General features: G+C 72.3%; 8 protein-coding genes. 3 read left to right on the plus strand and 5 right to left on the minus strand.

What is annotated here, in order from left to right; genetic code table 11:
• Positions 1 to 5: 5 nt before the first annotated feature.
• Entirely contained in the window at positions 6 to 785 is a 780-nt protein-coding gene (locus ACIGQF_RS20080) for a GNAT family N-acetyltransferase (RefSeq protein ID WP_399711795.1), read from the plus strand.
• A 36-nt stretch (positions 786 to 821) separates the two neighbouring features.
• Here ACIGQF_RS20080 and ACIGQF_RS20085 read toward each other — a convergent pair whose 3' ends face one another.
• Genes ACIGQF_RS20085 through ACIGQF_RS20105 form a run of 5 tightly spaced genes read right to left on the minus strand, consistent with a single transcriptional unit; the run spans position 822 to position 8,168 of the window.
• The gene (locus ACIGQF_RS20085) at positions 822 to 3,866 is read right to left on the minus strand and encodes an alpha-mannosidase (RefSeq protein ID WP_399711797.1); all 3,045 of its coding nucleotides are present in this window, start codon (positions 3,864 to 3,866) and stop codon (positions 822 to 824) included.
• A 31-nt stretch (positions 3,867 to 3,897) separates the two neighbouring features.
• Positions 3,898 to 5,118 (minus strand): glycosyl hydrolase, encoded by a 1,221-nt coding sequence (locus ACIGQF_RS20090; protein WP_399711799.1) that lies wholly within the window; start codon positions 5,116 to 5,118, stop codon positions 3,898 to 3,900.
• Between the two features lie 30 nt (positions 5,119 to 5,148).
• Positions 5,149 to 5,934 carry a carbohydrate ABC transporter permease gene (locus ACIGQF_RS20095; protein ID WP_399712596.1) on the minus strand — a complete coding sequence of 262 codons (786 nt, stop codon included), beginning with the start codon at positions 5,932 to 5,934 and terminating at the stop codon, positions 5,149 to 5,151.
• Between the two features lie 41 nt (positions 5,935 to 5,975).
• Positions 5,976 to 6,854, minus strand: coding sequence for a carbohydrate ABC transporter permease (locus ACIGQF_RS20100; RefSeq protein WP_399711802.1), 879 nt, complete (start codon positions 6,852 to 6,854; stop codon positions 5,976 to 5,978).
• A gap of 3 nt (positions 6,855 to 6,857) precedes the next feature.
• Positions 6,858 to 8,168: an ABC transporter substrate-binding protein gene (locus ACIGQF_RS20105; protein WP_399711804.1), complete on the minus strand. Its 1,311-nt coding sequence runs from the start codon at positions 8,166 to 8,168 to the stop codon at positions 6,858 to 6,860.
• 209 nt (positions 8,169 to 8,377) lie between these two features.
• Between ACIGQF_RS20105 and ACIGQF_RS20110 the strand changes: the two genes are divergently transcribed.
• A complete protein-coding gene (locus ACIGQF_RS20110; RefSeq protein WP_399711806.1) occupies positions 8,378 to 9,469 on the plus strand; it encodes a LacI family DNA-binding transcriptional regulator in 1,092 nt (363 codons plus the stop codon).
• Between the two features lie 141 nt (positions 9,470 to 9,610).
• The gene (locus ACIGQF_RS20115; protein WP_399711808.1) at positions 9,611 to 10,942 is read left to right on the plus strand and encodes a formimidoylglutamate deiminase; all 1,332 of its coding nucleotides are present in this window, start codon (positions 9,611 to 9,613) and stop codon (positions 10,940 to 10,942) included.
• Positions 10,943 to 11,048: the final 106 nt, after the last annotated feature.

Genomic DNA, 11,048 nt, shown 5'->3' on the forward strand with positions numbered 1-11,048 from the left:
TGCGGATGAATCACGAATCGGTGCTTACGGAGTACGACCGGCGCATGCGGCAGGATGCCCGGCCGGACGGGCCGGGCGCCCGGATCGAGCGGGTGGACGGCGTCGTCCGGCAGACCGCCGGCACCGCGGACGGCTGGAACGGTGTGCTCTGGTCGGACCTCACCACCGCCACCGTGGACGCCGCGATCACCGCCCAGATCGAGCACTTCACCGCGCTCGGCCGCGTCTTCGAGTGGAAGCTGCATGCCCACGACCGCCCTGCCTGCCTCGCCGAGCGGCTGCGCGCCGCGGGCTTCGAGCCCGAGGACGAGGAGACCCTGATGGTCGCCGAGACCGTTGCCCTGCCCACCGCCGTCGACCTCCCCGACGGCATCCGGCTGGAAGAGGTCACCGGCCCCGCCGGCGTGGACCTCATGGTCGCCGTCCACGAACGGGTCTTCGGGCCCGGCCGCGCCCACTTCCGCACCCAGCTCCTCGACCGGCTCGCCGAGGCGCCGGAAACGGTGGCGGCGGTCGTCGCCATGGCCGGCGACACCCCGGTGAGCGCGGCCCGCGCGGAACTGCCGCCCGACGCCCCCTTCGCCTCGCTCTGGGGCGGCGGCACCCTCCCGGAGTGGCGCGGCCGCGGCCTCTACCGCGCTCTCATCGCCCACCGCGTCCGCATCGCCGCGGCGCGCGGCCACCGCTACCTCCAGGTCGACGCCTCCGACCAGAGCCGCCCCATCCTCCAGCGGCTCGGCTTCGCCGCCCTGACGACCACCACGCCCTACGTCTACGGCGAGTGAGTCACCGCCGTCGGGCCCGCGCACCCGATGGCCACGTCACGCCTCACCGGTCGTGCCGCGGGCCAGCCGCAGGGTGACGATCTCGAAGGGGTGGAGCGCCAGGTCCAGTACGCCGTCCTCGCACTCCTCCCCGCCGTCCCCGGCCGGCCGTTCCAGCAGATCGCACCGCACGGCGGACGCCACGGGGAATCCGCAGCTCAGCCGGGTGCGGGCGCGTCCGCCGCGGGCCTCGTGCAGGCGTACCACCACATCCCCGCTGCCGTCGTCCGCGAGCTTGACCGCCGTGACGGTGACGGCGTCGTCGGCCACCGACACCAGCGGCTCCACCGCCGCCGCGCCCGTCACCCGCCGCTCCGGCAGGTTCAGCGCCCAGCCTTCCCGCACCGCGTCGCCGAGCCCCGCGCCCGGCACCAGCGCGCAACGGAAGCGATGCACGCCCTGGTCGGTGCGCGGGTCGGGGAAGCGCGGCGCCCGCAGCAGGGACAGCCGTACGGTCGTGGTGGTGCCGCGGCCCGTCTCGCGAGCGGCGCGCGAGGCGTCGTACCCGTACGTCGAGTCCGTCACCAGCGCGACGCCCCAGCCCGGCTCCTCGACATGCACGAACCGGTGCGCGCACGCCTCGAACTTCGCCGCGTCCCAGCTGGTGTTGGTGTGCGTGGGCCGGTAGAGGTGGCCGAACTGGGTCTCCGCCGCCACCCGGTCGGCGTGCACATCGAGGGGGAAGGCCGCCTTGAGGAACTTCTCCGTCTCGTGCCAGTCCACCTCCGTCGCGATCTCCAGCCGCGCCGCGCCCGGCGGCAGCGTCAGCACCTGCGTGACGGACGAGTCGCCGAACGTGCGCCGCACGCGGATGGCCCCGGCCGTGCCGCCGTCCACCGCCGTCACCTCGTCCGCCTCGACGAGATCCGTCACCGTGTTGCGGTAGAACTCGTCCACGTCCCAGGCGTCCCACATCGTCGGGAAGTCCTGGTGCAGCTGGAGCAGGTTGGCCGCCTTGCCCGGGGCGAGGGTCTCCCGCTCGGCCCGCAGGTCGTACAGCGACACCAGCAGCCCCCGGCCGTCGATCTCGGCCTGCAGCAGCCCGTTGTCCAGCACGTAGCCGCCGCCGGCGCGCGGCACGCAACCGGTGCCGTTCGGCGCCGCCGGCTCGGGCAGCGCGCCCCGCGCCGGCACGCCCTCCCGGCCGTGCGGGGCCGCGTTGAACACCAGTGTGGTGCCCGCCGCCGGATCGCCCGCCAGCGCCCGCTGCGCAGCCCCGATCAGCTCCTCCAGCTCGGCCGCGATGCGCGCGTACCGCTCGGCCGCTTCCCGGTGCACCCACGCGATGGACGTGCCCGGCAGGATGTCGTGGAACTGGTGCAGCAGCACCTCCTTCCACAGCCGGTCCAACTCCTCGTACGGGTACGGGTGGCCGGCGCGTACCGCCGCCGTCGCCGACCACAGCTCCGCTTCGTACAGCAGATGCTCGCTGCGCCGGTTCCCCTGCTTCGTACGGACCTGGCTGGTCAGCGTCGCGCGGTGCAGCTCCAGGTACAGCTCACCGGTCCACACCGGCGCGTCCGGGTACTCCGCCTCCGCCTTCGCGAAGAAGTCGGCCGGCTTCTCGAACGTGACCCGCGCCGAGCCCTCCAGGTCCGCCAGCCGCCGCGCCCGCGCCAGCATGTCGCGGGTCGTGCCGCCGCCCCCGTCGCCCCAGCCGGTCGGCGCCAGCGAGCGGGACGCCGCGCCCTTCTCGCGGAAGTTGCGGGCCGCGTGCGCGACCTCCTTGCCCGACAGCTGCGCGTTGTAGGTGTCCATCGGCGGGAAATGCGTGAACACACGGGTGCCGTCCAGGCCCTCCCACCAGAACGTGTGGTGCGGGAACTTGTTGGTCTGGCTCCAAGAGATCTTCTGGGTCAGGAACCACTTCGCACCGGCCTGCCGCACCAGCTGGGGGAGCGCCGCCGAGTACCCGAAGGTGTCCGGCAGCCACACCTCCTCGGTCTCGACCCCGAACTCCTCCAGGAAGAACCGCTTGCCGTGCACGAACTGCCTGGCCAGCGCCTCGGAGCCGGGCATGTTGGTGTCCGACTCCACCCACATGCCGCCCACCGGCACGAACCGGCCGTCCGCCACCGCCTTCTTCACCCGCGCGTACACCTCGGGCCGGTGCTCCTTCAGCCACGCGTACTGCTGCGCCTGCGACATCGCGTACACGAAGTCCGGCTCGTCCTCCAGCAGCGCGGTCATGTTGGACGCGGTACGTGCCACCTTCCGCACCGTCTCGCGGAGCGGCCACAGCCACGCCGAGTCGATGTGCGCGTGCCCGACGGCGCTGATCCGGTGTGCCGAGGCGTGGGCGGGCGCGGACAGCACCTCCGTCAGCTGCTCCCGGGCGCGGGCCGCAGTGCCGCCGATGTCCTGGAGGTCCACCGCGTCCAGCGCCCGCTCCACCGCGCGCAGGATCTCCCACCGGCGCGCCGTGTCCTCGCCCAGCTCGGCCATCAGCTGGCCCAGCACTTCGAGGTCGTGCACCAGCTCCCACACGGTGGTGTCGAAGACGGCCAGGTCCAGCCGGGCGAGCTTGTACTGCGGCACGTCACCGGCCGTCTCCCGGTCGCCCAGCTCGGTGGGGAGGAAGGGGTGGTAGTCCAGGATGACGGGGTTGGCGGAGGCTTCGACGTGCAGGCGCACTTCTTCACCGCCGCGCACGGGCGCACCGATCCGAACCCACTGGTTCCGCGGGTTCAGCCCCTTCACCGGTGAGCCGTCCGGCCGGTACACCAGGCCCTCGCACTGGAAGCCCGGCATGTTCTCGTCGAAACCCAGGTCGAGCAGCGCCTCCACGGTCCGGCCCGCCCACTCCTCGGGAACGGTGCCGCTGACCGTGAACCAGCTGGTGCCCCACGGCGGGCCCCAGGGGGCGCCGGGCTCGATGGGGGTGCGGGGTGCGGCGATGCCCTCGGCGACCGGGACCGGTTCGCCGGGCGCGTGCCACACGCCGACGGTCAGCGGCACCGACTCCGGATACACGGCGGGCCACAGGCGCTCTTCGAGGACCCGCTTGAGTCGGGCTTCGGTGGTGGTGCGGTGGTCGTGCATGACGGTGGGGCTCCTCAGGACGGGGACGGGATCAGGCCTCTTCGGGGGTGCGTACTTCCGTGATGCCGCGCGCCTTCAAGTGCGCTGCGTCATAAGCGAGTTCACGCCGTACGCAGGCCGGTCGCAGGCCGCTCTCCGCGAGCCGCATCCACGCCTCGAAGACCGGCCCGCCGGGCGCGCACGGCGTACCGCTCTCCACGGCGAGCGCGAGGGTGCGCGGCGCGGGGGAGTGGGGCGCGGCCCGCTCCTCCCGCACGGCATCGGCGAATGCCCGTCCTACCGGCTTGGCCTCGCGGTCGTTGGTCAGCAGCCCGAGGCTGTACTCCAGCTCCGGGAAGTCGGCCAGCGCCCGGTCCACGTCGTGCGAGCACCACCATGTGATGCCCCACAGGTCCGGGCAGTCCAGCGCGGCGCGCACGGTGTCGCGGACGAAGGCGGGCGCGTGCGCGGCGGGGATGTGCGGCGCGGGCGCGCCCACCTCCTGGAGCCACACCGGCCGGGCCGGGTCCTCCGCCCACGCCTTGGACAGCTCGATGAGGTACGCGGCGTGCTGCCTGGTGGCGGTGGACTCCCGCCCGTACCGCTGCGCCGTCCCGTTGAACACCCACGCGTGCACGGCGGTCAGCGCACCGAGCGTGGCGGAGTGGGCCGGGGTGAACGGATGCCCGTCGAGGTACCAGGCGGCGTCGTACGAGGCGTGCAGGTGGAGGCGGTCCGGCGCACCCCGCTCGCAGGCGGCCAGCATCCGTTCCAGCCATGCGCTCGCCTGGTCGGGCGTGATCCTGTCAGGATCCGGGTGCGGGTCGCCGGAGAACTGGTTGGTCTCGTTGCCGAGCGTCATGCCGAGAAAGTTCGGCCGGTCGGTGAGGGCCGCGGCCAGCGTCTCCAGGTAAGCGGCCTGGGCACCCACCACGTCCGGGTCGGTGAAGAGGTTGCGGCGGTGCCAGGTGGTGGTCCAGGCGGGCACGAAGTCGAAGCTGGAGAGGTGGCCCTGGAGGCCGTCGACGGCGACGTCCAGGCCGCGGTCGGCGGCCGCGTCGGCGAGCGCGACCAGCTGGTCCACCGCGCGCGGCCGGATCAGGGTGCGGTTGGGCTGGAACAGCGGCCAGAGCGGGAAGACGCGTACGTGATCCAGGCCGAGTGCGGCGACGGAGTCCAGGTCGGCGCGTACCTCGTCCAGGTCGAAGTCGAGCCAGTGGTGGAACCAGCCGCGGGTGGGCGTGTAGTTCACGCCGAAGCGCAAGGGGGGCATACGCAGGGGTCCTGTCCCTTCGGTGGTGAGTCAGCCCTTGACCGCGCCCTCGCCGACGCCGCGGAAGAAGTACCGCTGGAGGCACGCGAACAGCACGATCAGCGGGGCGACCGCGATGATCGTGCCGGCCGCGACCACACGGGGCTTGTCGGCGAAGGTTCCGTGCAGGAAGTTCAGGCCGACGGTGAGGGTGAAGCGGTCGGGGTCGGAGAGGACGATCAGCGGCCAGAGGAAGTCGTCCCAGGCGCCCATGAACGCGAAGATCGCGACGACCGCGAGCGTGCCCCTGACCGACGGCAGTGCGATGCGCCAGAAGCGTTGCCAGACGTTGGCGCCGTCCACGACGGCCGCCTCCTCGATCTCGTACGGGATCGCGCGGAAGGCGTTGCGCATCAGGAGCACGTTGAGCGCCCCGACGCTGCCGGGCAGCACCACGGCCACCAATGTGTTGTTCAGGCCCAGGTCACGCATGGTGGTGAACTGCGCGATGATGATCGACTCCAGCGGCACGAGCAGCGCGGCGACGAAGACCAGACCGGCCGCCGTACGGCCGCGGAACCGCAGCCGGGCCAGCGCGTATCCGGCGAGCGAGGCGCCGAAGCAGTTGGTGAGGACGTTGGCGGCCGCGACCTTCAGCGAGTTCAGTGTGTAGTCCCACACCGGGATGATGCGGGCCACCTCGCCGTAGTTGGCGAGCGTCGGATCGTGCGGGACGAAGGAGGGCGGTGAGGGGTAGATGTTCTCGTTCGGGCCCTTGAGCGAGGTGGACAGCTGCCACAGGAAGGGGCCGACGGAGATCGCCAGCACGGCGAGCATCAGCACGTAGCGCACGATCCGCTCCGTGCGGCCGACGCGGGTCACGCGGTCTTCTCCTTACGGTCGGCGCGCAGCACCAGCAGCATCAGCAGCAGCGCGATGCAGAAGATGACGAGGGACAGGGCGGAGGCGTAGCCGACCCGCCCGGACAGCCCGGTGCCGGAGCGCTGGACGAGCATCACCAGCGTGCTGTCCTCACCGGCCGGCCCGCCGGTCGGCCCGGCCAGCAGGTACACCTCGGAGAACACCTTGAAGGCGGCGACCGAGGAGAGCGCGCCGACCAGCACCATCGTGGAGCGCACCGCGGGAACGGTGACGGTGACGAAGCGGCGCAGCGGCCCCGCGCCGTCCACGGCCGCGGCCTCGTGCAGCTCCTTGGGCACCTGCGCCAGCGCCGCCAGGTAAATGATCATGTAATAGCCGAGGCCCTTCCATACGGTGAGGGCCATCGCGCACAGCAGTACCAGCCAGGCATCCCCGAGGAAGGACACCGGGCCCGCGCCCACCACCTCCAGCATGCTGTTGAGCAGCCCGCGGTCGTCCAGCATCCACACCCAGATCAGCGCGACGACGACCACGGACGCGACCACGGGCGTGTAGAAGGCGGCCCGGAAGAACACCACGCCCTTCAGCGGCTTCTCCACCAGCAGGGCCACCAGCAGCGGCAGCAGCACCGTGCAGGGCACCACGACCACCACGTACAGCACGCTGTTGCGCAGCGCGGTCCAGAACTGCGGGTCGTGCAGCATCTCCTGGAAGTTGCGCAGCCCCACCCAGACACCGGGGGTGAGCGTGCGCGCGTCGGTGAAGGCGTGCTGCACCGTGCTGAGGAACGGATGGAGGACGAAGACCGCGACCACCGCCAGGCCGGGCAGCAGGAAGAGCCAGGGGCTGGCCGCGCGATGGGTACGTGCGCTCATCGCTCAGCCCTGCTGGAGCAGCCGGTTGCTCTGCGCGACCGCGTCGTCCAGTGCCTGCTTCGGCGACTTGTCGCCCTGGAGCGCCTTGGCGACCTCGTTCTGCAGGACGGTCTTCATCTCCTCCGTCATCACCACGGGTGTGTAGTTGACCGCGCCGTCCAGCATCTTCGCCGAGGCCACCCGCACCCGGCCCTCGTCGGTGCCGTCGTCCTTCGTCCAGTACGGCTTGTCCAGCGAGCCCTTGGTGCTGGGGAAGACCGCGACCTGGTGCGCGAAGGACTCCTGGTTGCGCTGGTTGGTGACGAAGCGCGCGAAGGCGATGGCCGTCGCCTTGTGCGCGCTGCGGTCGTTGATGCCGAGGCCCATCACGTACATGTTGGGCTTGCCGGTGTTGGCCGGCGCGTCGGTGATGCCGAGGTTCTTGTACAGATCCGGTGCGTTCTCCTTGAAGTTGGCCAGATCGTGCGCGCTGCCCGGGTTCATCGCCACTCGCTGCTGGAGGAACTTCCGGCCGGCGCTCTCCGGCGTGGCGCTCAGCGCCTGCGAGTCCAGCCCGCCGCTCCTGAACAGCTTCTTGTACGCGGTGAGCAGCTCAACGCCGCGCTTTTCGTTGTACGTGAACCGCGTCGCGTCGGCGTTCATCAGCCGTACGCCGTACCGCCCGAAGTCCTCGATCGCGGGCACCCCGGCCAGCGTGGCGACCTTCCCGCCGGAGGACTTCGCCATCTTCCCGGCGTCGGCGAAGAGCGCGTCGTACGTCGTCGGCGGCTTCTCCGGGTCCAGCCCGGCCTTCTTGAAGAGTGCCTTGTTGTAGAAGAGCGGGCCGGTGTTGAGGTACCAGGGGAAGGCGTACGCACCGTCCAGGCCGGGGAGTTCGTTGCCCTGCCAGGCCTCCGGTGTGTAGTCCCGCTCGGCCTTGGCGGTGACCGGTTCCTTGTCGAGGTTCATCAGCAGCCCCGCCTTGGCCAGCGGGTAGGACAGGTCGGGCGAGACGTTCACCACGTCGGGCAGGGTGCCGCCGCCGGCGTCCGCGCTGAGCTTCTCGGGGTAGTTCTCCGCCGGCTGGTCGATCCACTTCACCTTCGTGCCGGGGTGCGCCTTCTCGAACTCGTCGATGAGGCCGTTGAAGTAGTCCTTGTACTGTGCCCGCAGGTTCCAGGTCTGGAAGGTGATGTGGCCGCCGACCTTGCCGTCGGGGGCGCTGCCGCCGCTGTCGGCACCGCCCCCGCACGCGCTCAGGAGCAGCGCGCCCGCCAGCAGCGGTACGGCGGTACGGGCGGGTCTCGGCACACGGGTACCCCGGAAAGTGCGCATGGACGCGCGGCTCCTTCGGTCGGTCCTGGGTGGGCGTCCCAAAAGGTGCCCGCAGCCGCAGAGTTACGTCAACACTCTTTTCGAGAATTTCTTTTCCTCCCCTCGAAATCGCAGGTCAGAGCGGTGAGTGCGGGACTCTTGCGCGAATCGCTAATGCGCTTTAGTCTTTCCGCACTCAAGCGCATTAGTAGGGAAGCGGAAGAGGGAGCATGCGCCGTACGCCGGCCCGGCGGCCGACCATGAAGGACATCGCCCTGCGCGCCGGGGTGTCCGAGAGCGCGGTCTCCTTCGCGCTCAACGACCGCCCCGGCGTCTCGCCCGTGACCCGGGAGCGCATCCGCCGGGTCGCCGAACAGCTCGGCTGGCAGCCCCGCGCCGCCGCCCGCGCGCTGTCCGGCGAGGGCTCGGCCACGGTAGGGCTCGTCCTGGCCCGCCCCGCCCGCACCCTCGGCGTGGAGTCCTTCTTCCTCCAGCTGGTCTCCGGCATCCAGGAGGAGCTCTCCCGGCGCGGGCTGGGGCTGCTCTTCCAGGTGGTCGAGGGGCTGGATGCGGAGTGCGCGACCTACCGCCGCTGGTGGGCCGAGCACCGCGTGGACGGTGTCCTGGTCGTCGACCCGCGCCAGGACGACCCGCGCCCCGGCCTGCTCGGCGGGCTCGGGCTGCCCGCCGTGATGATCGGCGCCGCCGACCGGGGCACGGAGGACGGCGAGCCGCCGGCGGTCTCCACCCTCGGCGCCGACGACGCCGGCATCATGGCGGCGATCGTCGGCCATCTCCACGCGCTGGGCCACCGCCGTATCACGCACATCGCCGGACTGCCCGAATTCGCCCACACCCAGCGGCGGATCGCCTCCCTGCGCACCGAGGCCGCCCGCCTCGGGCTCACCGACGCCGCCTCGGTGACCACCGACTACTCCGACAGCGAGGGCGCGGCGGCCACCCGCCGGGTGCTGGACCAGGCGCAGCCGCCCACCGCCCTGATCTACGACAACGACGTACTCGCCGTCGCCGGGCTGGCCGTCGCCACCGGACGCGGCATCCCCGTCCCCGACCGGCTCTCCCTGGTCGCGTGGGACGACTCGGTGCTGTGCCGCAGCGTGCACCCGGCGCTGACCGCGCCGCTGCGCGACACCGCCGCCTTCGGCCGGCACGCGGCCCAGGCCCTCACCGCCCTGCTGGACGGCGCCCCCGCAGGCCACACCCAGGAACCACTGCCCCGTATCCAGCCCAGGGGCAGCACGGGCCCCGCACCGGCAGCGGTGGCGCAAGAAGGCCCTTCCGGACCGCCCCGGACATCCTGAACTCGCCCCCGCCACCGCCCCCTTGAGGCCACCTCCGTCAGAGGCGTTCCCAGTCGTACGGAGATCAACTACCGTTGACGGAGAGCTTCGTGGTCGCCGCGGTGCGTGACCGGCCGGGCGGCCCGTCGTCAGGGAGGCCGGATGACGTTTCATTGCGAATACGCCTGGCTCGGCGGCACCGGCGTCGCCGAGCAAGTCCTCATAGAAGTGGCCGACGGCCGGATCACCCGCGTCACCGACAACACCCCGGCACCCCCCGGTGCCGTCCGACTGCCCGGACTCACCGTCCCGGGCCTGGCCAACACCCACTCCCACGTCTTCCACCGCGCCATCCGCGGCCGCAGCCAGAGCGGCGTCACCGACTTCTGGCGCTGGCGCGACGTCATGTACGACGCAGCGGAACACCTCGACCCCGACCGGATGTACGCCCTCGCCCGCGCCACGTACGCCGAGATGGCGCTGTCCGGCATCACCGCCGTGGGCGAGTTCCACTACGTCCACCACAACCCCGACGGCACCCCGTACGACGACCCCAACGCCATGGGCCGCGCGCTCGCCGGCGCGGCGGCCGACGCCGGCATCCGGCTCACACTCCTCGACACCTGCTACCTGATGGCCGATATCGACGGCAGACGGCTGGAGGGCGTGCAGCGGCGCTTCAGCGACGGCAGCGCGGAGGACTGGGCCCTGCGCACCCGCGCCCTGCGGGACGGCGAGCGGCTGCGGATCGGCGCGGCCGTGCACAGCGTGCGCGCCGTGCCGCGCGAGGCGATGACGTTCGTCGCCGACGACGCCCGGCGCCGCGGCGTGCCGCTCCACGTCCACCTCTCCGAGCAGCCCGCCGAGAACGCCGCCTGCCGCCAGCGGTACGGCCGTACGCCCACCCGCCTGCTGCACGAGAAGGGCGTACTGGGCGAGGGCGCGACGGCCGTGCACGCCACGCACCTGGACTCCGCCGACATCGCGCTGCTCGGCGGCTCCGGCACCGGCGTCTGCCTGTGCCCGACCACCGAACGCGACCTCGCCGACGGCATCGGCCCCGCCGGCCGGCTGGCGGCGGCCGGCACGCCGCTGAGCCTCGGCAGCGACGCGCACATGATGATCGACCTGTGGGAGGAGGCCCGCGCCATCGAACTGGACGAGCGGCTGATCAGCGGCCGCCGCGGCCACTGGACCGCCGGTGAACTCCTCACCGCGGCGACCTCGGCGGGCACGGCCGCGCTCGGTTGGACCGCCGGCCGGATCGCCCCGGGCAGGCTCGCCGATCTCACCACCGTACGGCTGGACTCGCCCCGTACGGCGGGGGCGCGGGCCGGTGATCCGCTGGCCCACGCCGTCTTCGCCGGCACCGCCGCCGATGTCAGTCATGTCGTCGTCGGCGGCGAGCCGATCGTCGAGGACGGGCGCCACCTGCACATCGAGGACGTCGGCGGCGCCCTGGACAAGGCCATCACGGCCCTGCTGGCCGACTGAGGCGCGCGTCGATCAGCCGGTGGGGGGGGGGGGGGGGGGGGGCGGGGGGCCCGCCCCCCCCCCCCCCCCCCCCCCCCGGCCCCCCCCCCCCCCCCGCGCGGGGGGC

The sequence above is a fragment of the Streptomyces sp. NPDC053560 genome, assembly GCF_044544605.1.
Lineage (GTDB): Bacteria > Actinomycetota > Actinomycetes > Streptomycetales > Streptomycetaceae > Streptomyces.